Origin of the sequence: Imperialibacter sp. (genome assembly GCF_048007035.1) — a bacterium.
Taxonomy (GTDB): domain Bacteria; phylum Bacteroidota; class Bacteroidia; order Cytophagales; family Cyclobacteriaceae; genus Imperialibacter.
Genome location: NZ_CP180355.1, coordinates 193,701 through 214,439, shown reverse-complemented (window position 1 = coordinate 214,439; position 20,739 = coordinate 193,701). Strand labels below are relative to the sequence as shown.

Below are 20,739 nucleotides of genomic sequence, written 5' to 3'. Positions count from 1 at the left end.
TTCTACTCCTATTTTTGCTGCTCATCTTTACGTTTCAGCGGAGGCAAATGCTTGGAGTTTTTGTAGTGATTTATCTGTTGTTGACTGTGGCTATTGGTATAGCCGCTTCCAGGTACATCAAAACATCCACAGACTTCATGCTGGCGGGTCGAAAGCTGCCCATGTTTCTCTCTGCCTCAGCGCTGTTTGCTCTTTGGTTTGGCTCTGAGACTATTTTTGGTGCATCCTCCGAATTTGTGAAGCATGGCGTGCTGGGTGTGATCGAAGATCCGTTCGGAGGCGTGCTTTGCCTCGTTTTATTTGCCCTCATCTTTGTCAAACCGTTATACAGGTTAAACTTGCTGACGCTCGGCGACTTGTACCGCAACCATTACGGAAAAAGCGTGGAGTTGATTGCCAGCTTTTGCATGCTGCTTACTTTCTTTGGTTACATCGCTGCCCAGCTGGTGGCGCTTGGCATACTCATTCAGATCATCTCAGGCCTGCCCACCATTTACGGCATCCTGATCAGTGCTAGTGTGGTGACGATTTATACACTGATGGGAGGGATGTGGGCTATTACTATTACTGATTTCATGCAAAGCATTATCATTGTCGTCGGTTTGGTGATTGTGGCGGTTACTATTGTTAATAAAGCTGGCGGAATGGCACCAGTATTGGATGGTGCGCCGGAGGGTTTCTTTTCGTTTGTACCTACCGACGGAGACCCGATGACCTGGATTCATTATCTGGCGGCTTGGCTCACGCTGGGCCTCGGTTCGCTCGCTTCTCAGGATATTTTTCAGCGGGCCAACTCTGCCGAAAGTGAGAAAACGGCCGTTCGGTCTACGTTGCTGGGAGCTGGTATGTACGGCTTGATTGCTATTCTCCCGCTGTTCATTGGCGTGGCAGGTAAGGTGCTTTATCCGGAATTGATTGATGGAGACACCCAACAGGTGTTGCCCTCCATGGTAATGGCACACACCAACTTGTGGGTACAGGTGATGTTTTTCGGGGCGCTGTTGTCGGCGATCTTCAGCACATGTAGTGGGGCTGTGCTGGCACCTGCCAGTATATTATCGGAGAATATCATTCGTCCGTTGGTGGATCAAAACATGTCCGACAAGCGCTTTTTAGTTATTTTGAGGGTTTCTGTGGTTGGTATGGCAGCTTTGGCTGCCTGGTTGGCTGCTTTCCGAACCAATATTTATGAGCTGGTGTCGGAGTCGTCTATTTTGGGCTTGGTTACACTGTTTGTGCCAATGGTAACAGCACTGTTTTGGAAAAAGTCGTCCCAGGGCGGGGCGATATTGTCGATGGTGGTTGGGCTAATCAGCTGGTTTCTGAGCGAACATGTATTTCATTTCGAGTTTCCGGCTATGTTTATTGGGTTTGGTGCCAGTGCTTTGGGAATGGTGGTGGGGACTTTTTTGTTTCCCAGGGATAGATGATTTCCAATCTTTATGACAGACTAAATGTGATACTCACTGGATTAGGCTCTAGTTAATTTCTGGCCTAAATTGGTTGAATGACCTCCAGTATTTGTCTTTGTAAATTACATAGTCAAAATTCAATCTGCCTCTAAAATCATATTGAAATCTATCCAGAACCGTCGAAGGCAGTCTAAAATCTTTGCAGGCCATGTAAACTTCTCTTGAGCCATCTGCGGTTTGTCTACCAATATTCAAATACCCTGCTGAGTCTTTTAATTCAAGCATTAGCTGATCTTCAAACGTATTCATTAGATCGTAAATTTGTTTGTCAGGCATTCCGTTTTCATTACCTTTATATATAATCTCTACCTTTACAACCCAAGGGTGAGATGCTTTGCTATCCCAGCTAAGTAAAGCAGAATTTATAATAGCTATTAGAGGTTTCCCGTTACTTAATGTTGCCTCAAGCGAGTTATAGGTATCACTAACAGTATCATATCTCGTTCCTTCATATTTTTCTACAAATTCTTTTTCTCTCCAAACAAGGTAATCTTTAAGTTTCTCTATAGGGATTAACTCCTTATTAGCATTTTCTGTACCTACAATCTGCATATTATCGATGGCAGTCAACGAGTTGAGTTCACCTAAATAATTATCCATGAAGATGTACACCCCATTTGTAATTGGCTCCTTCAATGCTTCTTGGTAGTCCGAATGGACAACCGTAATGTCGACTTCATCGGGATATTCAGAACGTTCATTCGAATAGAAGAATAAATTCTCCTTATTAAATTTCAGGTCACCCATGCTGATGTAAACGTCATTAATATTCAGTGCAGGTTTCAATGCAGTGAATTTCCAGTTATCAAGTACGGGGGCGCCGCTCACCAATTCTTCAACAAAGACAATGTTTTTACAAACCCCGTCAGCTGTTAATATCAATTCCGCAGTGTTATCATCACACATTCCAACCAGGAACCAGTACCCATCCCTTAGTTGATTGAGTTGCGTAGATAATTTATTAAACACATCTCGCTCAATATTGCCCTGGCTCTTTATGACTTTGAAGAAATCTTTTTCATTATTCTGAAACCAACTCCAAAAATCCTTATTCGACTTGATCGGTGTTCCCTTCGCTCTTAGTAAATTTCTAAATAATCCCATTTTTTCTCTTTGACATGGCAAATAACTCCAATAATATCCTGACGTTTCTGCTGCTTCAGGTCGCAAAAGCCTCGCTATTCTTCATAATCCCTATCATGAAGATCAGCCGCCTGACCAACTGATTCACTGCCTACTCCTTACTACTTACATTCTCCTCACTATTTCCCTCCCTGCACTCCAACAACTCCACCGTCAATTGTTCGTTCACCTCCTTTTCCTGCAGCATCATTTCCTGGTATTTGTTGGCCATTAGCGAGTTAAGCTCAGCTTTGGAAGCCTGCATTTTGGCATAGATGCCCAGGAGAATCAGGGCTGCCGATAACACGACAATGATAATCAACGGAATATTTTTCATGAGAAAGTCCTTTGACGGCAAGTTACTTGTTTTTGCTTTGGCAATCTTCCAGAGCCTTTCTTGCTTGACCTGCGGCTTCTGCCGCAAGTGCATTTTGTCGTATGGCTTCTTCTGCGTTTTCCTCAGCTAGTTTTCTTTGCATTTCAGCCTCTTGTTGCGCTGCTACGGCGATTTGTGCCTGTTGCTCAGCGATAGTAGCTTGCTTGGTTGCCTCGGATGCCAGGATGAAGGCGTAGAGAAGCATAAAAACGATACAAAGGCTTTGAACGCCTATTAGAATTTTTGCCCAGAGTTTCATGTTTTTATGGGTTTGGTTGGTCGTATTATTTACTTTTTTCGCATGCCTCAAGCGTCTGCATAGCGAGTGCAGCTTGTTGTTCGGCCATCATTCGTTGTTGTTCGGCCTCGGCTTGAGCACTCATCGCTATTTCAGTTTGCTTTTCAGCTTCCAGTTCAGCCCGAACCAGCAGGGCCTCTTGCTCCCTCAATAAGTTCAGGAACGTGGATGCTTCATTCGCTTTGAGAGAGGAGTAAATAGCAAAAAAGATAATGATCAGCACTTGGATGCCGATAGTGATTTTAGTCCAGAGTTTCATGGTCGACATGGGTTGCTTTTAGTTCTTCTTCTGACAAGTATCAAGCTGCTTTTTGTATTCATTAGCCAGGGCCGCCTGCCTAACAGCTTCGGCGCTGGCCTCAACTGCCCGCTCAGCCTGGATAAGGGCTTCTTCCTGAGATTGACCTGCAATCGTTCGTTGCTTTTCGGCTATTAGTGTTTGTTGCTCAGCCTCACGTTTACTGGCCTCGGCAATAGCCTGGGACTTTTGAACTTCCGCCCTCAATGAGTCATTGGCCACCATGAGCTTCTTTACTTCATCCTTACAGGAATATACTTTTGGCGAAGCATAAGAGACAAGCACCACGAACAGACCACCTCCAATAAAAAATAGAAAATTTTTCATGCTTAAATATAGAATTTTAATTTGAAAATGGCCCTTTCGGCGCAATTAGGCTCCCTTATTGAAAATAGCCATCGCACCTAAGTGAATATTGGCTCTCACGGATCGTACTACCACTTTTCAGCTCGCCACTCTCTTTTGATATTGCAGAAGACGCTTATTTCGATCCTCGGTCTTCAAACTGCTTTCCCGATTCCTGAACCTGCCACTTCTCACTTTGATGCGCTTGACTCATCATTCTCAAGCTTTCGCACCTCTCAATCTGCCACTTCCAATTTCCTCCCGACTTTCCCATCCAAAAACTAGTTTAAACTAACCCCCCGTATTATTTTTGCGGATGGCTGAAATGATTCTGATCCTTGACTTCGGATCTCAATACACACAACTCATCGCTCGCCGGGTTCGGGAGCTCAATGTTTACTGCGAAATACACCCCTACAACCACCTTCCTGAGTGGAGCGACGACATCAAAGGCGTCATTCTTTCTGGCAGCCCCTGCTCGGTAAGAGATGAGGGTTCGCCTGACATAGATATCGACTTTTATTCTTCTAAAGTGCCTCTGCTGGGCGTTTGCTACGGTGCGCAGCTTATGGCAAAAAAGAGTGGAGGCAATGTTCTGCCCTCAGAAATCAGAGAATATGGCCGGGCCAAACTCAGCAAAGTGGATTCGCACCACGACCTGCTCAAAGAAATCACGCTTAACTCGCAAGTGTGGATGTCGCATGCCGACACCATCGCCAGTATTTCTGATCAATACGAAATAATTGCCAGTACGCCTTCAGTGAACGTGGCGGCATTCAAGTTGAAGAATGAGCCAGTTTACGGTATTCAGTTTCACCCCGAAGTAACGCATACCACCGAGGGCAAAACGCTGCTTCGCAATTTTGTTGTGCACATTTGCGGTTGTAGTCAGGACTGGACACCAGACATCTTCGTCGAAACCACAGTGGCTGAATTGAAAGCCAAACTGGGCAACGATAAGGTGGTCATGGGGCTTTCTGGCGGTGTGGACTCCTCAGTGGCTGCCATGCTGATCCACAAAGCCATTGGTAAGAACCTACATTGTATCTTCGTTGATAACGGACTGCTTCGAAAGAACGAATTCATTAGCGTGCTTGAGTCTTACAAGCACATGGGCTTGAATGTGAAGGGTGTGGACGCTTCACAACGTTTTTATGCAGCGCTTAAAGGACTGACGGAACCTGAGCAAAAGCGGAAGGCGATTGGCCGGGCGTTTATTGAGGTGTTTGACGAAGAGGCACACAAAATTCAGGACGTGAAGTGGCTTGGTCAGGGTACCATTTATCCCGATGTGATCGAATCCGTTTCGGTGAAAGGGCCTTCTGCCACCATCAAGTCGCACCACAATGTGGGTGGTTTGCCTGACAAAATGAAAATGAAGGTGGTGGAGCCGCTCAATACCTTGTTCAAAGATGAGGTGAGGAACGTGGGCCGGACGCTGGAGATTGATCCTAATATTTTAGGTCGCCATCCTTTTCCCGGCCCTGGTTTGGGAATCAGGATTTTGAGTGAGATCACCGCTGAGAAGGTCAGGGTGCTGCAGGAAGTTGATCATATCTTTGTACAGGGCCTGAAAGACCATGGTTTGTACGACCAGGTGTGGCAGGCTGGCGCTATGCTTACGCCGATTCAGGCAGTAGGTGTGATGGGCGACGAAAGAACTTATGAAAATGTAGTAGCTTTAAGAGCAGTAACTAGTGTCGACGGCATGACAGCCGATTTTTGTCACCTGCCTTATGAATTCCTGGGAGAAATATCGAGTGAAATTATCAATAAAGTAAAGGGGGTCAACAGAGTGGTGTACGACATCAGCTCTAAACCACCTGCAACCATTGAATGGGAATAATCAACATGCGATATCCAGCTATTCTTAGAAGCCTGAGCGTTATTTGTTTGCTTTTTTGGGCAGCTTCTACGCAAGCCCAGGACCACCAAACTAATTTTACCTTCGGCAAAGAGCTCTTCCGGGAGGGGCGCTACGAGTTGGCCATGCAGTCCTTTAAGAAGGTGATGATGCCTGCTCCTGACAACCCGTACGCTCCCTATGCTGCCTTTTACAATGCACTGTCGGCATACAAGCTAGGTCAGTCGGAGAACAGCCGCAACCTGTTCCTTGAGCTTACACAACGATTCCCGAACTGGGAAAAGCTGGACGAAGCCTACTACTGGGTGGCTACCGGGTACTTTGAGCAAAATCAGCCTGCGGCTGCACTTGATTATTTGAAGAGGGTGAAAAGCCCTTCTATGTCCGGCGAAATCAATCTGCTCAAGACGAAATACATTTCTAAAATTGACAGCCTGAACCAGCTAAAGGCATTGTATGAGATCTACAACCGGGATACCGTAGTAGCTTCCTGGTTGGCAAGAAATATCATGAGCGATCCGGGCAATACGCTTGACCAGGCCATGGTGAGGGAAATAGTGGAGAAGTTCGATCTGCCCGTAGAATCTTTCGGCCTGGTTGACCTAAGCAAGTCTGTTAAAAAGAGCGAGTACCACGTGGCAGTAATGCTGCCTTTTATGTTCTCCTCACTGGATGAAAGCAAAGCTAACCCAAGGGCCGACTTTGTCACCGAACTCTATACAGGCATTCTTCTGGCTGCAGAAAAGCTTAATGCTGAGAACAAGAAGGTGATTATCCATGCCTATGATACCAGAAGGAGCGGAGCAGTAACAACCAAACTTCTGCAAAAAGCGGAGCTGAAGCGGATGGATTTGATCATCGGGCCGCTGTACCCTGAGCCAAGTAAGCTGGTGTCAGATTTTTCTTTTGCCAATAAGATCAATATGATCAACCCGGTGTCGGCCAATCCGGACGTGATGGCAGGCAATCCTTTTTCGTTTTTGCTCCGACCAACCTACCTGACACAGTCTTTAAAGGCTGCGGAATATGCCAAAGAGAAGTTTCAGAAGAATAAGAATGCGTTGGTGTTTTATGAGTATAAACCCAACGACAACAGAGACTCTTTAGCGGCTGTTCTGTATGCCGACCGATTGAGGGAAAGTGATTTCAATGTGCTTAAAGTGAAGTCGCTAAGGTCAAATGAAGCCCACTACCTGATTGACACATTGAGCTTCAAAAAAGAGGTGGAAATCAAGAGGAAAGAGCGCCTGGATTCAATGCTACTGAAACCAGAGAAATACATTGTGAAGTCGAAGCAGAAGACGTTTGGCAAGGATTCTCTGGTTTACTATGAGGAAGTGTGGAGCATCAAAAGAGATAGTATCGGTCATATCATGATTGTATCGTCTAATCCTCTTTTCGCTACCAACACCATCAGCGCAATAGAAATCCGCCCTGATAAAATACCCGTGATTGGTAGGGAGGACTGGCTGGATATTCCTCAGGTGAATTATGACCAGGTGGAAAGGATCAATGCGGTATTTATATCACCTGTTTTCATAGACAAGAGCCGGGCAACCTACCAGTCGTTTAGCGGAAACTATATGAGAAAATACAAAGCACCTCCATCGGTGTATGCTTCGTTGGGTTACGAAATGACGATGGTTTTTGGAGGCTTGATGCATGCCAATGGCAACTATTTTCAGGCAGGCCTGCCAGAGGGTGACATAGTCGAAGGGGTATTTACATCTGGTTTCGAATATGGATTCCACAACGATAATCAAGTGGTGACTTTTCTGAAGTTAGAGAATAACCAATTAGTGAAGGAAGTTAAGTAGCAGTATGACGTTGAACAGATCTAGCAGTGCGGCGCTCTTTGACAGAGCACAAAAGGTAATTCCAGGTGGCGTAAATTCTCCGGTGAGGGCATTTAAAGCAGTAGGGGGCAACCCGTTGTTTATCAAGTCAGCCAGGGGAGCCTATCTTTTTGATGAGGATGGTAACAAGTACATAGAAATGATCAACTCATGGGGGCCAATGATTTTAGGCCATGCCAATGAGATGATTGAAGAGGCCGTAAGAAATGCCATCGGTAAATCATTTTCATTTGGAGCGCCTACGAAAGCTGAGGTGGAAATTGCGGAGCTGATTTCACATATGGTGCCTTCCATTGAGAAGGTGCGAATGGTTAACTCGGGTACGGAAGCCACCATGTCTGCCGTTAGGGTGGCTCGTGGGTTTACGGGGAGAGACAAAATCATCAAGTTTGAAGGTTGCTACCATGGCCATGGCGATTCGTTTTTGATTGCGGCAGGAAGTGGTGCGGTAACCATGGGAACGCCCGACAGCCCGGGCGTAACTGAAGGAACTGCCAAAGATACGTTAACGGCACCTTTCAATGATTTAGCGGCTGTGGAAATGCTAGCTGCGAAGAATAAAGGGACTATTGCGGCCATTATTTTAGAACCCGTAGTTGGCAATATGGGCTGCGTACTGCCAGCACAGGGGTTTCTGGAAGGGCTGCGTAAGCTTTGCGATCAGGAAGGCATCCTCTTGATATTCGATGAAGTGATGACCGGCTTCCGACTGGCAAAGGGCGGGGCACAGGAAATATTCGGCATCACTCCCGATCTCACCACCATGGGTAAAATTATCGGTGGTGGCATGCCTGTTGGTGCCTATGGCGGTCGTGCTGAAATCATGAACTATGTGAGCCCGGCCGGACCGGTTTACCAGGCGGGCACTTTGTCGGGTAACCCTATTGCCATGGCAGCCGGCAAGGCGATGCTTACCTATCTGAACGAGCACCCGGAGACTTACACTTACCTGAACAAGATTACGCAGCGAATTGTCGACGGCTTCAAGCACAACCTGGAGTCACTTGGTTTGCTGCATACCATCAATCATGTCGGGAGTATGTTCAGTTTGTTTTTCACCAACTCTGATGTGGTAAACTTCGACTCTGCCAAGACCAGCGACACGGTTATGTTTGGCAAGTACTTTCAGAAGATGCTTGAGAAAGGGATCTATCTTGCGCCCTCGCAGTATGAAACGCTGTTTATTTCAACTGCCATTACTGAAGAGCTAGCCGACAAGATTATTGCCGCCAACAAAGAGGCCTTGAAAGAAATCCATTCGTGAGAGATTTGGTGCCCACAGCGTAGCTGGTAGCACCAAATCCCTATTTCATTCCTTTGCCCGAACATTCAGCTGCTGTACTTTTGGTGTCTTTTCAGGAGACATAGTGAAGAAAACTTCTGCACTCCCGTTTTCGCCTGTGAGGGTAAAAACACCCCTGAGCTGGTTGATGGCTTTCATTTCTCCCACTTTAGTAACATTACCTATGGGTGCCAGGGCCTGACTGTATTCTTTGATGCGTCTGTCTCTGGAAAAATCCAGGAAGAAATTTTCCGCAAAAAGCGCTTCTTCAATACCTGCTTCGTTGGTCTGTAACCAACTGGCCACTTTTGTCTGGGCTGCCAGGAGAATATCAGAAGCTGGCAATATCCTGGGCTGAAGACCGGCTTTTTTGAATATGAGGTTGGCGACCTCATTGTTGATTGCGCCAGCGCCTGCATAGGTGCGGTTGGCGAAGGAAATGATGCCGAGGTCGTATTCAGGATAAAAACGATAGTCACTGCCGAAACCGGGCAGTCCACCGCTGTGCCAGATGTACACCACGCCGTTGCAGTCTTTTCTGGCGCTCAACCCATAGCCGTACCCACTAATCATAGGGCAAGGATTTCCAACTGCATCCCTGGCATCTGCCATTAGGCTTGGGTCTTTGGGTTTGTGCATGTTTCTTAGAGAGCTTCGCTTTACCGGGCCATATTCTTCATCATTCTTTGGGGGATAGGCAGAAAGGTGATAAGCCACATACTTGCTGAAGTCGTCCAGGGAGGTGATGAGCCCGCCCATGCAGCCAAAGGCTCCGTCGTGCAGTAAAGGCTCCGGCTTCCATTGTTCGTCTTCCCAGCGATAGCCCAGCGCCAGCAGGTCTTCAGGCAAGCCCTCGAATTCCCAGTAGGTGTTGTTCATGCCTAGTGGTTTAAAAATATTCTCGTTGATAAACTCTTGATAGGGCTGCCCTGATACATTGCTGATGATTTGCCCCAGGATAGCAAAGCCGGTGTTACTGTACTCATAGCCAAAGGAGGGGATGTTGGAGAAGCTCAGGCCCTCTGCCACCAAAGCTTGCAATTCTTCTGGTGTGTCTTCCAGCTGTCGGTCTCCCCAGGGGTTATCCTCCGGAAAGCCCGCTGTCATTGTGAGCAGATTTTCGATAGTGATGGGTGTGGCATCATTAGTGAGGTATACCAGGTTCTTCATTTCCGGCATATATGTGGCCGCCTCGTCGTTTAGTTTGAGCTTTCCCATTTCCACCAGTTTCATAATAGCCATGGCAGTAAAACTTTTACTCATCGAGGCTATTTTGAACAGAGACTTGTTTGACACTGGCACTTTGTTGTCGGTATTAACAATGCCATAGGAGCTCGACCAAACTAATTTCCCTTCCATAACGATGCCATATACCATGCCGGGGTAGTGATTGTCTTTGGCGGTTTGCTGAAGCAAAGCTTCAATTTCCGGCCCCAGGGCAACTACTTTTTGCACCCTGTCAGTTTCTGTAAACGCCGCCGCCTTGAATGTGGGATTAAAACTAACAATCCTTGACTGGCTGGCTTCCTGATCAACCGGAGGTGATGCCGTTTCGCAGGAAGCCATAAAAAGAAGACAAGCGAAGAAAACAGATAGTTTCATAGAAGATTGGTTTAGGTTGGAGACAATTTAACCTAAACCGTGGAGGTTTTTGAAAGGGAAGGGCTAAAAAAGCAAAAACGAAATCACCAACTCTGCCATGATTCCGATAAAAAGAAACCAGGAATAGATCCAGCCGAGAAGAATGAACTTTGTGATGGTTTTGAACCAGCCCTGACCATAGACTCGTTTCAGAGAGTAATAGGCATACGTTGTAACGAGTGTGAAGCCCAGCCCACCAGCCCAATCACCAAGGCTGCTCTCTCCATCACTTAACATTATCACAATAAGAGACAGGCCATAAACGATATAAGCGAAGCTATGCAGATGAATGGCATGCATGATATGATTGACATACAGGATATTGCGCCGGATATAAAGCAGTTTGAGGATCAGGGCAAATATAGGCAGCATGATAAACATGAGTATGGGCAGGTTCTTTGTAACCAACTCAACCAATGTCTGCTTATCAGCCCTGTTCACACGAATTACCTGTCGGGCAATAAACTGCTGAGTAGTGGTGGTGCCGTCCAGATTCAAGCTGTCGTAAAGCATCTCGTCTGTCAGCTTCCTGTCATCTTTCAGGCGATTATAGGTGTTCCAGTTTTCGGCACTTATTCCGAAAAAACTGCCCTCTGTTTCACCATCAGTATCAACCTTTATCGGATCGAACGATTTTTCTGTCCCCAGAAATTTGATGGCCTCCCTGGTGTTTGAGTCAAGCTCTTCCTCGTTTAGCTGGGCAAGTTCAGCTTTCAGGCTATCCATCACGTGCAGGCTGTCGGTGCCGGTTAGCAAGGTGGGGCCAAAAGAGAAATTTAGGTTCGGGTTTGCTGCTTCCTGCTGGGCCATCTTTGTCTCGATGTCCCGTGTTATCTTTTTGCCCACCATGTTGAGGACAAAGAAGTAGAAAAGGCTGATGACAAGATAAAGCCTAACCGGGTTCGCAAAGGAGGCTCTTTTCCCTTCGTTAAACCGCAGGGTAAGCCAGCCAGGTTTAAAGAAAAAAGGAATCAGGGAGTTGGTGAACCGGCTATCAAAGGAAAAGGCATTATTGAAAAAGTCGTACAACAATTGACCAAATGAGATATTGGTATTGGTGTTTTCCTGTCCGCAGGACGGGCAGTAGTTGTATATCTCACTATTGAGCGGATAGCCGCAGTTCAAACAGGCGTTTTGCTTACGTCTGCGTCTCATGTTGGTTGGGTTAGTCCATGCCTAAAATAGGGACTGGGCGTTTAACCTGCAAATGCCATAGGCCCCGCCATTGGCTTGCAAAGGTTAAACATTATAATGTTTCATTGCTTTCTCCACATCCTCTGGCGCATCTATTCCCAGTGTTTCCAGTTCGGTTTCTACCACCTTTATTTTGTAGCCGTTTTCCAGCCAGCGCAACTGTTCCAGCGACTCGGCTTTTTCGAGAGGGGAGGGCTGCAGGTGGGTGATGGCCGTAAGGGCATCGACCCGGTAGGCATAAATACCAATGTGCTTGTAAAAAGTGAATTGTGACAACCGGTCTTGGTTACTAACTCCCCGCAAGTGCGGAATGCACGATCTGCTGAAAAGCAGTGCCTCCATTTTTCTGTTAAACACCACCTTAACAATATTAGGAGAATCGAGAACGGCTGGATCAGTTATTCTTTTGATAAGGGTACCGAGCTGCACCTTTCCATTCAGAATACCTGCCAATGTATCAATCTGTTGCGGATTGATAAAAGGCTCGTCCCCTTGTATGTTGATCACATACTCAAAGTCACCTTCAGTTAGTTGCAACGCTTCCAGGCATCTTTCAGTGCCGTTGGTATGATTAGTCGAGGTCATAACCACCTCAAGGCCCAGGTTTTGCAGGTGGAGCAAAATTCTTTCATCGTCCGTGGCCACTACTACCCGGCTCAACAGCTTCGCTTTGCAGGCTTGCTCATACACCCTTTGGATCATCGACTTACCGGCCAGGTCAATCAAAGGCTTGCCTGGAAACCGGGTGGAAGCATAACGGGCTGGGATTACACCGAGGATGTTAAGCATAGAGCAGGTTTTTTAAGCTATCGATAAAACTATTCAACCTCTTTAACTTTCAGTGAAGTTCCTTCGTCGGATATAACAACAATCCTGGCGCCCTTGTCGATGTAGTTGCCCCGGGTAAAAGCGTCGAATACATCGCCGTCAATCAATACCTTGCCGCTGGGTCTTAATATGGTGTGGGCCTCACCGGTCTTGCCTACCATCGGCTCTTTCATAAAGCTGGAGGTGTAGCCAGCACTTCTGTCCATGCTGGTTCCCAGGGCCACTCTGTTGAATACTTTCGACTGACTGAGCCGGGCTCCACCAAAAAACATGAGGACAATACTTCCCATGATGCCTATAATGGCTGTGACGGAAGCAATAAGGAGGCTGTCTAATTCAACGAAAGAGAAATCTAGGTTGTCGTTGTTGACCATTACCAAAATTAGGGCACCCAGGGTGAAGATAATACCAGCCACACCTGCTACCCCGAAGCCGGGTATGACGAAGATTTCGGCTGCAATCAGCAGCACACCTATGAAAAACATAATAATTTCCCAGTTTTCCGCCAGACCATTGAGGTAGTAGGGCACAAAATAGAGCGTAGCCGCAATAATGGCTGCTATAATCGGAAATCCAACGCCAGGGGTTTGTAGCTCGAAATAGATACCACCGATAATGATCAGTATGAGGATGCCTGAAATAAAGGGGTTGAGAAACAGGGCGATGATCTTATCAGTAGCATTCAGTTTGAAATCGATGAGTTCGTAATCGGTTACTCCCGAGCGTTCCATAATTTCATCAATGCTGCTAACCTGGGCTTCGCAGTAGCCATTTTTTATGGCCTCGCTGGTTGAAAATGTAAGCACCTTGCCTGCCTGCGTGATGCTATCAAACTCCAGCGTTTCGTCTACCATGGCCTCAGCTATCCGTGGGTCACGGCCGTTGGCTTCAGCGGTAGACCGCATGATGGAGCGCATGTAGCTTTGGTACTTATCGGGGGCGGCGGCACCATCCGAAGTCACAACCGTTGCCGCACCAATGCTGGCGGCTTTGGCCATATAGATACTGTCGCAGGCAATAGAAATCAATGCGCCGGCAGAAGCCGCATCTTTATTGATGTAAACGTAAACGGGCTTCTCGAAATCAAGCACCCTTGTCCTGATCTCATCAGCATCGTTAAGTGCACCTCCGTAGGTGTCCATTTCAATCACCACATAGTCAACTGAGTCTTCGGTGGCCTGATTGAGCGCAAGCTCCATCAGCCGGTTGGTGCGTGGGTCAATTTCTGCAGCCAATAGCACTCTTAATACCTTGGTTTGCTTTTGTTGGGCAAGCCCCAAAAAAGGCAAAGCCATCAGGAGGATAAATACGCTTTTTTTGTTCATCAATTTCAATAGGTTCATATTACCTATAGTTTTACGTAAAGTTAATCAAATAGAAGTGTCGGAACGCTTATCACCCATTTTTATCCATGATTTTGAACAGCCCATCTGGCAAATGGCGCTTGAACCGGAAAAAGGATTGCTGGCCCTGGAGCTGCGTGACCTGAAGGAGGCGTCTGTGAGCTTTTCTTTGCTGGATCTTCATACACAAACTCTGGTGTTTGATCGTTATGCATTCGAGGAAGAATGGTGGATGAGTATTGTAACGATAAAAGACAACCTGTTGTTGATAAAACAGTACCATGATAGCCAGCAACCGGAGAAGCAGGGACTTTTAGCGATCAATATAGAATCTATGGAGGTGCAATGGTGGCTGCAAAATTTTCAACTGCTGCAATTAAATAGCCTGTCAGTGTCTGGTAAACAGCACGGAGAAAGTGAAAGTATTGTGAAGCACTACGAAATTAATTCCGGGCAGGAACTTGCGACCGATTTGGTTGATAATGCCAATGTGCAGGAGCAATCGATAAAAGCCAAGTACCCAACGCACTACGATAGTGAGTCACCACATTTGGAAACTATTAAGTCGTTCATTACCAATTACTTCAATGTGAAATCGGTTGGTGCTTGTGACTACCTGGAAGTAGAAGGCCTGATCGTTATTTCATGGTTTTATTCAGAGGGAAGCTCTTATGCAAATGTGCTATCCGTGATTGATTCTGAAGGGAATATCGTGATCGAAGAAAAAATTGGCACTGGATTGGATGCATTTGCGGCTGATACTTTCTTTGTACTGAAGAATAGATTGATATTTGTGTCAAACAAAACGCAACTTATTGTTTATGAATTATTTGAGGGTGCTTAAGGCTGTCTTTTTATTGACCATGATCACCAACCTCTCATTTGGAGCGGAGATGGACTCCGTGCGCCTGGAAAAAAGAGAGGGTAAGCAGTTTGTTATTCATAGGGTTGGGCAGGGAGAAACGCTATACGCTATTTCGAGACGATACCAATCGAGCGTGGAAGAAATTTCCAAAACCAACAACCTTAGCGGCAATAGTGTAGCTATAGGCCAGGAAATCGCTATCCCCTGGAAGGGAGACGTCCCGAAAAGTATGAACCAAAACTCAGCTTCGGGGCAGCTTTATCACACGGTCGAAGCAGGCCAGACGCTGTATGCTATTTCGAGGCAATATGATGTGAGTGTGGATGAAATAAAGCGACTGAATAACCTGACAAGCAACGAGCTAAGTACCGGACAGCAGCTGGTGGTAAGGAAAGGCCAAAAGCCGGTGGAGCAGACAACCCCTATTAAACCAGAACCAATTGCCACCAAAAACCCTCAGCTGGCCTATCATACAGTAGCACCTTCCGAAACACTCTTTAGTATTTCGCAGAAATACGATGTGTCTGTAGACGATATCAAAGAATGGAACGACCTCAAGGGCAACAGCCTGTCGGTGGGGCAGGAGCTGGCCATTGGAAAACCAGTAGCTGTTAAGGCGCCAGTAGTAGTTGCAGAAGAAACACCGGCGAGAGAGAAGAAAAAGGAACTGGTGGCAAGTGAGGCCAGCAATGGTTCGCTGAAGCAAATCAACAAGCAAGGCTACACCAGAGATACGGCCTCGGTGGCTGGCTATGAAAAAGTGGTAGAAGAGGGTTTTGCCATGGTGATTGAAAACTCGCCTGAAACGAGGAAGTTTCTGGCGCTGCACCGCACTGCGCCCATCGGTGCCATTCTGGAAGTGAAGAACAGGATGAATGGCAGATCGATTTATGTCCGTGTGGTAGGCAAGCTTCCTGACACCGGAGCGAACAACAAGGTGCTAATCAGGCTTTCAGAAAAAGCTTTTCAAAGGCTTGAATCAGTTGACCCGAAAGTGCCTGTTGAAGTATCATACGTGCCATAACACACGGGGCAACGGATGATCAACCACGAACTTAAAACGCTACTCGATCAAAAGGTGGATGAGTACAACCGCCCGTTTTTCATAGAAAAGGATCCGGTTTGCATTCCCCATAGCTTCACCACCAAGCAGGACATTGAGATCACGGGATTCTTTGCCGCCACTTTGGCTTGGGGACAGCGGGTCACTATCATCAACAAGTGCAGGGAGCTATTTGCCCTGATGGATAATGCACCCCATCAATTCATCATGCATCACAGCGACGACGACCTGAAGACCTTGCTAAAGTTCAAGCACCGCACGTTCAACACAACCGATTTGCTTTACTTTATTCAGTTCTTTCGTGAACACTATACCACCCACGATAGCCTTGAGAGTGCGTTCTCAAATTCCATTAAGCCTGGTGATGAGACGGTTGAAAATGGGTTGACCGGTTTTCATGATTTGTTCTTCAGCCTTCCCGACTTTCCACAGCGCACCAGGAAACACATTGCTACGCCAAAAAGGAAAAGCGCCTGCAAGCGCATCAACATGTTTCTGCGCTGGATGGTAAGAAAGGATGACAGGGGTGTCGATTTTGGCTTATGGGAAACCATCAACCCTTCGCAGCTTGTTTGTCCGTGCGACTTGCACGTGGACAGGGTGGCCAGAAGCTTTGGGTTGATCACCCGTAAACAAACCGATTGGCAAACAGCCTTGGAGCTCACTCATAACCTGCGGCAAATGGATCCCAACGATCCAGTCAAATACGATTTTGCTCTGTTTGGGATGGGAGTGATTGAGCATGCGTAAGCTCTTTAATGCACAACCCGTCCCAAATTGCATCACTACAGGGGGCTGAACTCAGAAAATATGCCGTTAAACTCTTCTATGTTCACAGGTATTTCATAGTCACAAGCTTCCTGAAATTCCTTCCACATCTCCTGCACAACCGGATTGGAATGGGCGGCTTGTATGGCCTCAGGCGACTTCCAACCAAAGATCTCAACAACAGTTCCGTCTTTTGATTTCATAGTCACCGGGAGCCTGTCACTCACCAGGCCTTCTCTCTTCAAAGCGGGCACATGGTTTTTCACCAGCTTTTCAAGAACTTTGTCCTTGCCAGGCTTAGGTCGATAGCAAACTACCACTATTCTTTCCATAATTTCAGCATTGGTTTATGCCAAATTAGGGAATTGGTGGCGGTAAACCTTGCGGAAGATCAAGTTGATTCGGGTGCTAGGCTGCTTGCATTTGCCGCTTCACCTTCTCCTTCACAATCTTGTTCATCACGCTCATCATCAGAATTGTAACAAGCATAGTGCCGCTAACCACGTAGCCAAGCAAGTCGTATCGCTCAAGTGGCCCTGCTGGTGTTTGTATGACGATAATGCCAGCCAGTGCAGAGGCAAAACCTCCGGATATTTGCTGAATAGAAGAATTTACTCCCATGAAAGCGCCACGCTCCTTTGGCTCAGGAACGGCGGTCATCAAAGCGGAAGCGGAGATCATCCTTGCCGTAATGCCTATAAAAATGACGATGTTGATGATGATCACAACCCAAAGAGGGGTAATGCCAAGGTTGCAATAGATCAGGATCGTAGCAATCCCTATGAAAGTACCAATGGTGAATATTTTGTACTTGCCATAAAGGTCGCTCAGCTTCCCGGCCAGTGGCCCTACCATGATGGTGCTGATGCCTGTAAGCATGTATACCAACGGAAGCTGCTCGAGTGTGATACCCAGATTGTTAACGCCAAATGTACTACCAAACGGCATGAGCATAAAACCTCCAGTCGCTAGCAGTGCTGTTGCGCCGAATGCTTTCAGGTAGATGGGCTGGGAAACCGTTTTATAAAGTTTTTTGAATGGGTTCCCAGGTGTTTGGAGCTTCAAATGCTCATCAATAGGTTTCATGAAAAAGATGATGACAGTGGCCGTGCCAACCGCTAAACCTACAATCAGGATGAATGGTGAGTGCCAACCCCAAAGGTTGGCTACATACAGGCCTACTGGCAGTCCGAGCACCTGGCTGCTGGCAAATGCCATTTGCACAAAACCCATCACACGCCCTCTTACTTCTAGCTTGAAAAGATCGGTGATGATGGCAAAAACCACCGAGCCAAGCACGCCGCCGAAGATGCCCGTGACTATTCTTGCCGCCAAAAGGAAATGGTAGTTGGGTGCAACGCCGCAGAGCAACGTACCAATAGTGAAGCCGGAGTAAAAGAAAAGCAGCAACTTCTTTCTGTCGAACTTGTCAGCAAAGCCAGCGGCCAGCAAACCTGAGATCCCGGCACTGATAGCATAGGCCGACACCACAAGCCCAAACTGAGAGGTGGTGATATCAAGCTCTACAAGCAGCATGGCTCCCAATGGAGACAATACCATAAAGTCAAGGATGACGGTAAATTGAATAATTGCCAGTATGGCAATGATAAAGGTCTCGTATCGGGTAAATACCTTTTTTCTGGGAGATGAGTCTTTTGTCATTCAATATTGGAGTTTAATCAGTCGGGCAGCTCCTCGCAAAAATACCCGGCTGTTTGGATCATGGTTATTACTTCTGTTGGATGGAGTTCATCCGAAGCAATCCTTAGCACATTGTCTACATCCATTTGATCCACATTCCACTCCATGACTCTACTGTCCGATTCCAGTAAAGGTGAAACCTTGTTCACATCTTTTTTGTAGCGGATGTTGGTTTTAAAAACAAGAACCTCGTTGGTAACGGTAGAATTCATAGCAAAAAATTAGTCCTCTGAATGGTAGACGATTGTACCTAAGAATTACTTTAAATTGTTTTCTTTTTATGGTTTAAGCGCTTTTAACACCAAAGCCAGCGCCATCTCAAGTTTTGATTCATCGAGAAGAAATGGGCCTCTGTTGCCCAATCCTTTTCCGGCGAGGTGAAATTTAATGAGCTGGTAGAGGGGAGCAAATGCAACCGACCAATACACTTCAGCTGGCAACGGAATCACTTCTTTTCGGGCGACGGCATTGGCCATGAAATGCCCCATGAGTCTCGGGAACACCTTGTCCTGACCAAAAAATGCTTCGTAAGGCGGAGAATGCTTCACTTGCTCCAGAAACTGCCCACTCATTGGGTTTTCCAGCCAGTAACGGCACCTGTTCTTCCACTGAATGCTCAGGCCTTCTTCGAAATGCATCTCAGGGTCAAACCCGTCGAAGGTGGCTTCAATCATTTTCGTGCCTTCCTCCTTACAAAGTTGCAGGATGAGGTCGTCCCTGTCTTTGAAATAGATGTAGATCGTGGCAGGTGATACGCCGGCCGCTTTGGCCAGTTTTTGCATACTTAAGCCCTCAAAGCCCTGCTTAGCGATCATTTCAAGGGCCTTTTCACGTATCAACTTTTCTTTGGCTTCGTCCCTGATTCTCATATGTTGCAAATATAAATGAATGTTCATTCATTTAATATACTCATTGAAATAAATATTCTTGTGACGACAAAATTATCGGGCATTTCCAAGTACATTTGGTTCACTATTTTGATAATATGAAGACCATTCTTCGGGTTACTTCAGTAGTTGTCTTTCTTTTTTTCTTCTTGCAGGTTATAATATTCCCTGTATTCCTCAGTCATTCTTATTATGCAAGCCGAAGTGCGGGGGAGCACTATAAGGTAGCGGTGGATTATAATTTTGTGGCTTACTCTACAAGCCAGCATGCCATTCAAAAATCCTCATTTCCCCTGGGAACGTGGTCAAAGGAAGATGAAGCGGCGAAGGTTTCTCTCGACGGGTACTTTACTGCATTGTTTCAAGTAGAGGCCTCACGTGTCTACGTCGATAAGGGTGTCTTTATTTCCTCACTGACCAAGGCACCATAGCTCAGTAGCCGGAGTTGCGTGCCCGCTACTCCAGTCCCCGCCTGTCAGTTTTCTTACCTACGCTGCATTTGCAGTGCTAAACAATCATATCATGGTTTTAAATTTCACGTTGCTGATCATTGGCTTCGTTGTGCTGATCAAGGGTGCCGACTATCTTGTTAATGGCGCTTCGTCTCTTGCCAGGGGCTTTAAAATTTCAAATCTGGTTATCGGTCTTACGGTTGTAGCGTTCGGCACTTCGACTCCTGAGTTGACCGTCAATCTTTTCTCCTCTGTGAGGGGCATGAATGATGCCATTTACGGTAATATTATCGGGAGCAATTTGTTTAATCTGTTATTCATTTTGGGGATAGCGGGGCTCATTTACCCGCTTTCTGTTCAACGGACAACGGTCAGATACGAAATCCCATTTTCCCTGTTCTGCGCACTCATCCTTTATTTTCTGGTAAATGACGAAATGTTTTTTGGCTCCCGTGAGAATAGTTTGAGCCGGGTGGAGGCGTTAGTTCTATTGCTTTTGTTTGGCCTTTTTATGTTTTACATTCTCAAAACAGCCAAACTTGAGCAAGATGTTGAAGGCGAAAAAACGGAAACAAAAACATTGTCGACATGGCTGTCGGTGGTTTATGTAGTCTCAGGCATTGTGGCGCTTGTGCTAGGAGGGAAATTGGTGACAGACAGTGCCGTCTATATTGCCCGGGCATTTTCAATGAGCGAAAAGTTGATAGGCCTTACAGTGCTCGCAGCAGGCACCTCTTTGCCGGAATTGGCGACGTCAGCCATGGCCGCTTACCGCCGAAATACCGACATCGCTATTGGGAATGTGGTTGGCTCAAATATTTTTAACATCATTTTTATTTTGGGAATCAACGGAACTGTCAGGCCGGTACCTTACAATACCACTATGAATGCCGATATGTTTGTTTTGATGCTTGGAACGGTGGCTCTCCTTTTGGCCATGTTCACTTTCAAAAGGAACAAACTGGATAGGGTTGAAGCGGCGATCTTTCTGGCAGCCTATGTCCTTTACTCAGTTTACCTTTTCTGGAGAAACTAATTGATTATTAAGATTGGCAGATGCGACCCTCCATTAGCGCTGGTGCAG

General features: G+C 46.5%; 22 protein-coding genes. 9 read left to right on the top strand and 13 right to left on the bottom strand.

The genetic code is table 11. The annotated features are described in order from the left end of the window. The first annotated feature begins 47 nt into the window (after positions 1-47). Positions 48-1,430, top strand: a complete 1,383-nt coding sequence (locus ACMVP2_RS00955; protein WP_416866333.1) for a sodium:solute symporter family protein — start codon at positions 48-50, stop codon at positions 1,428-1,430. A gap of 48 nt (positions 1,431-1,478) precedes the next feature. On the opposite strand, the gene ACMVP2_RS00950 is transcribed toward ACMVP2_RS00955, so the two are convergent. The 5 genes from ACMVP2_RS00950 to ACMVP2_RS00930 all read right to left on the bottom strand — a co-directional run bounded on the left by ACMVP2_RS00950 (position 1,479) and on the right by ACMVP2_RS00930 (position 3,893). Further along, a complete protein-coding gene (locus ACMVP2_RS00950; protein ID WP_416866332.1) occupies positions 1,479-2,576 on the bottom strand; it encodes a DUF695 domain-containing protein in 1,098 nt (365 codons plus the stop codon). Positions 2,577-2,706: 130 nt separating this feature from the next. Further along, positions 2,707-2,931 carry a hypothetical protein gene (locus tag ACMVP2_RS00945; RefSeq protein ID WP_416866331.1) on the bottom strand — a complete coding sequence of 75 codons (225 nt, stop codon included), beginning with the start codon at positions 2,929-2,931 and terminating at the stop codon, positions 2,707-2,709. 22 nt (positions 2,932-2,953) lie between these two features. Next, a complete protein-coding gene (locus ACMVP2_RS00940; protein ID WP_416866330.1) occupies positions 2,954-3,229 on the bottom strand; it encodes a hypothetical protein in 276 nt (91 codons plus the stop codon). A 25-nt stretch (positions 3,230-3,254) separates the two neighbouring features. After that, positions 3,255-3,536 (bottom strand): hypothetical protein, encoded by a 282-nt coding sequence (locus ACMVP2_RS00935; RefSeq protein ID WP_416866329.1) that lies wholly within the window; start codon positions 3,534-3,536, stop codon positions 3,255-3,257. Positions 3,537-3,545: 9 nt separating this feature from the next. Beyond that, entirely contained in the window at positions 3,546-3,893 is a 348-nt protein-coding gene (locus ACMVP2_RS00930; RefSeq protein WP_416866328.1) for a hypothetical protein, read from the bottom strand. A 334-nt stretch (positions 3,894-4,227) separates the two neighbouring features. Between ACMVP2_RS00930 and guaA the strand changes: the two genes are divergently transcribed. The 3 genes from guaA to hemL are packed head-to-tail and all read left to right on the top strand — an operon-like array spanning position 4,228 to position 8,895. Beyond that, complete coding sequence (gene guaA / locus ACMVP2_RS00925; RefSeq protein WP_416866327.1) at positions 4,228-5,757, top strand: glutamine-hydrolyzing GMP synthase; 1,530 nt, start codon at positions 4,228-4,230, stop codon at positions 5,755-5,757. After that, entirely contained in the window at positions 5,748-7,592 is a 1,845-nt protein-coding gene (locus ACMVP2_RS00920; RefSeq protein WP_416866326.1) for a hypothetical protein, read from the top strand. The genes guaA and ACMVP2_RS00920 overlap by 10 nt, the downstream gene beginning before the upstream one ends. 4 nt (positions 7,593-7,596) lie before the next feature. Beyond that, complete coding sequence (gene hemL / locus ACMVP2_RS00915; protein WP_416866325.1) at positions 7,597-8,895, top strand: glutamate-1-semialdehyde 2,1-aminomutase; 1,299 nt, start codon at positions 7,597-7,599, stop codon at positions 8,893-8,895. A gap of 45 nt (positions 8,896-8,940) precedes the next feature. On the opposite strand, the gene ACMVP2_RS00910 is transcribed toward hemL, so the two are convergent. From ACMVP2_RS00910 to ACMVP2_RS00895, 4 genes are all read right to left on the bottom strand, one after another. Continuing rightward, positions 8,941-10,515: a serine hydrolase domain-containing protein gene (locus ACMVP2_RS00910; RefSeq protein ID WP_416866324.1), complete on the bottom strand. Its 1,575-nt coding sequence runs from the start codon at positions 10,513-10,515 to the stop codon at positions 8,941-8,943. A 63-nt stretch (positions 10,516-10,578) separates the two neighbouring features. Continuing rightward, the gene (locus ACMVP2_RS00905) at positions 10,579-11,709 is read right to left on the bottom strand and encodes a DUF3667 domain-containing protein (RefSeq protein WP_416866323.1); all 1,131 of its coding nucleotides are present in this window, start codon (positions 11,707-11,709) and stop codon (positions 10,579-10,581) included. 84 nt (positions 11,710-11,793) lie between these two features. Then, positions 11,794-12,537 (bottom strand): 3-deoxy-manno-octulosonate cytidylyltransferase, encoded by a 744-nt coding sequence (kdsB, locus tag ACMVP2_RS00900; RefSeq protein WP_416866322.1) that lies wholly within the window; start codon positions 12,535-12,537, stop codon positions 11,794-11,796. 29 nt (positions 12,538-12,566) lie between these two features. Further along, a complete protein-coding gene (locus ACMVP2_RS00895) occupies positions 12,567-13,919 on the bottom strand; it encodes an NfeD family protein (RefSeq protein ID WP_416866321.1) in 1,353 nt (450 codons plus the stop codon). A gap of 37 nt (positions 13,920-13,956) precedes the next feature. Between ACMVP2_RS00895 and ACMVP2_RS00890 the strand changes: the two genes are divergently transcribed. Genes ACMVP2_RS00890 through ACMVP2_RS00880 form a run of 3 tightly spaced genes read left to right on the top strand, consistent with a single transcriptional unit; the run spans position 13,957 to position 16,597 of the window. Next, a complete protein-coding gene (locus ACMVP2_RS00890) occupies positions 13,957-14,763 on the top strand; it encodes a DUF4905 domain-containing protein (protein WP_416866320.1) in 807 nt (268 codons plus the stop codon). Beyond that, positions 14,741-15,808: a LysM peptidoglycan-binding domain-containing protein gene (locus tag ACMVP2_RS00885; protein ID WP_416866319.1), complete on the top strand. Its 1,068-nt coding sequence runs from the start codon at positions 14,741-14,743 to the stop codon at positions 15,806-15,808. The genes ACMVP2_RS00890 and ACMVP2_RS00885 overlap by 23 nt, the downstream gene beginning before the upstream one ends. Before the next feature lie 15 nt (positions 15,809-15,823). Further along, positions 15,824-16,597 (top strand): TIGR02757 family protein, encoded by a 774-nt coding sequence (locus tag ACMVP2_RS00880; RefSeq protein WP_416866318.1) that lies wholly within the window; start codon positions 15,824-15,826, stop codon positions 16,595-16,597. 35 nt (positions 16,598-16,632) lie between these two features. Here ACMVP2_RS00880 and ACMVP2_RS00875 read toward each other — a convergent pair whose 3' ends face one another. The 4 genes from ACMVP2_RS00875 to ACMVP2_RS00860 form a co-directional block, all read right to left on the bottom strand. Further along, positions 16,633-16,947: a hypothetical protein gene (locus ACMVP2_RS00875; RefSeq protein WP_416866317.1), complete on the bottom strand. Its 315-nt coding sequence runs from the start codon at positions 16,945-16,947 to the stop codon at positions 16,633-16,635. Positions 16,948-17,023: 76 nt separating this feature from the next. Then, positions 17,024-18,277, bottom strand: coding sequence for an MFS transporter (locus ACMVP2_RS00870; protein WP_416866316.1), 1,254 nt, complete (start codon positions 18,275-18,277; stop codon positions 17,024-17,026). Between the two features lie 17 nt (positions 18,278-18,294). Beyond that, positions 18,295-18,528, bottom strand: coding sequence for a hypothetical protein (locus ACMVP2_RS00865; protein WP_339791790.1), 234 nt, complete (start codon positions 18,526-18,528; stop codon positions 18,295-18,297). A gap of 66 nt (positions 18,529-18,594) precedes the next feature. Further along, on the bottom strand, positions 18,595-19,185 hold the full coding sequence (locus ACMVP2_RS00860; RefSeq protein ID WP_416866315.1) for a TetR/AcrR family transcriptional regulator: 591 nt from the start codon (positions 19,183-19,185) through the stop codon (positions 18,595-18,597). 116 nt (positions 19,186-19,301) lie between these two features. Here ACMVP2_RS00860 and ACMVP2_RS00855 point away from each other — a divergent pair, with 116 nt between their 5' ends. Continuing rightward, positions 19,302-19,634 (top strand): hypothetical protein, encoded by a 333-nt coding sequence (locus ACMVP2_RS00855; protein WP_416866314.1) that lies wholly within the window; start codon positions 19,302-19,304, stop codon positions 19,632-19,634. A gap of 91 nt (positions 19,635-19,725) precedes the next feature. Then, positions 19,726-20,691, top strand: coding sequence for a calcium/sodium antiporter (locus ACMVP2_RS00850; protein WP_416866313.1), 966 nt, complete (start codon positions 19,726-19,728; stop codon positions 20,689-20,691). Positions 20,692-20,739: the final 48 nt, after the last annotated feature.